Raw genomic sequence first — 1,710 nt, 5'->3', positions numbered from 1 at the left:
TTCCTCTACTAGAAAACGCCACCTCACATCAACAATTCTACCACGACTTTTCTCATCAATAGATTGTTCCCACCGTATTTTTCCATCTGATTTAGATGGCAGGTTGGGCAACGAAAAAGCCTCATAGCCTGAGGGTAGTTTGATTGTCACGAACTCTTCCAACAAAAAGGGAAAGCGCAATTTTGCTCCAACATCAAGCTCTCTTAAAGCCTTTAAACTATCGAACGAAATCGAAGGCAACCTCAAAAGCATTTGGTTACTGCTTGAGATTCCCAATACCCCTGTAACAGGGTATACGATGGTAAGTCCGTTTGATTTTTCTGAAACTTCCCCTTCCTTCCACTTTACATCCACTTGGGGGGGATAAAGATGCGTAATAGATGACATGTCCAAAAAACAGCCTTTACGGCCAAATATAACGTAAGGCCATCCTCCATTTAACATTAATTCAAGGGTTCCTTGCACTTCTCCGGTATCGGCTAATTCTAAATTCCATCTCATCCTCAAGCGATGGTCGGCGATGCTCCCACGATCCAACTGCTTGAGCTTTACATCCGTCCCATCATAAGCACATATTGTTTTCCCCCATAAATTATCGGGTATAAGACCTGTTTCCTCCCTAAAAGATCCACCGATATCATAAAATTTGTAAGAACCGCTACCAGGTGATCTTGCCTCAAATATTGGCCGCGAAATCATATGCGGCGTGCCAGGGACGTTTTCGTTTTTGTCCGGTACAAAAAAGGGCAACCAGCTGATCCGCACATCCCACCCCGCCAAAGAAAGCCAATGAGCAAGCAAGATATTTCTTTCCCACAAAGTCCATGGACCGTCCTTAGGTATTTCTTCAATGCTTCTTCTTATCTTCCAAATACTAGGGTTGTCCAGGAGTAACTGCTTATTTTTAGCCCACTGCAAAATTTCTTGGCCACTTTTTGATTTGTCTTTCTTCTCCATAATTTTCTTTACGGCCTCAGGCACTACAGTTTTAAGGCTACTTGCCCAGTCCTCTAGCGGTTTTATAGCATTGAGCCAACCGCTTCGCATGCTAAATGACAACAAATTGCTATTTTCTATTTCCAAGGAAAATTTGCTTGCGGGGAATCTATTTACAAATTCCCATAAATAGGTATCCTCTACTCCTTGCACGAGGCTGGGAGCTAAATGACTGCCCTTGGTGGTGGTCCAAATAAGCGAAGAACCATGTGGTACACTCACGCTTACAATAGCTCTCCACTGGGGAAGGTCAAGATCAACAGGGACCACGTCATCTACATTCCACCTGCCAGGATATTCTTCCAGGTAGCAAAGCGAAAAAACGTGAGGAATATCCATAGGGGGAACATCGATTTCAAGCCACGATAAACCTTGATGGCTAACCATAGCAGGAGAAAGAGTTTTGATAAGTTTAAAGTCTACTGGATCATAAATCGCGGCTTCTTTAAGCTCTACTCCTTCGCTGCCAACCGAGGAAATTATCCACTTTCCCCAACTTTCCGGCAAAGGCGATTCCGAGTATATAAGCCATCTTGAAGTCTTAACCAAAGTGCCATCGGCAAGCATTTTGTAGGTATGACTTCTATGCCATACCATTGCTTTAACATTTTCTCCATACGCTGCCAATGGAGGTGCTTGCTGAACGTACTTTCGTATCAACGCCAAAGTATCTTCTTCCTCGGCAAAAGCAGAAAACATTCCCAAAAGCAACAA

At 43.5% G+C, this 1,710-nt stretch carries 1 protein-coding gene; it reads right to left on the bottom strand.

Going from position 1 to position 1,710, the window contains the following annotated elements; translation table 11 throughout:
• Positions 1–1,710 (bottom strand): hypothetical protein (locus tag Q7P41_RS00680; protein ID WP_369693117.1); only part of this gene is annotated, 1,710 nt, incomplete at both ends.

The organism is Acetomicrobium mobile, from assembly GCF_937920065.1.
The sequence above is the reverse complement of the archived record's forward strand: the minus strand, read 5'-3'. Positions and strand labels throughout refer to the sequence as shown.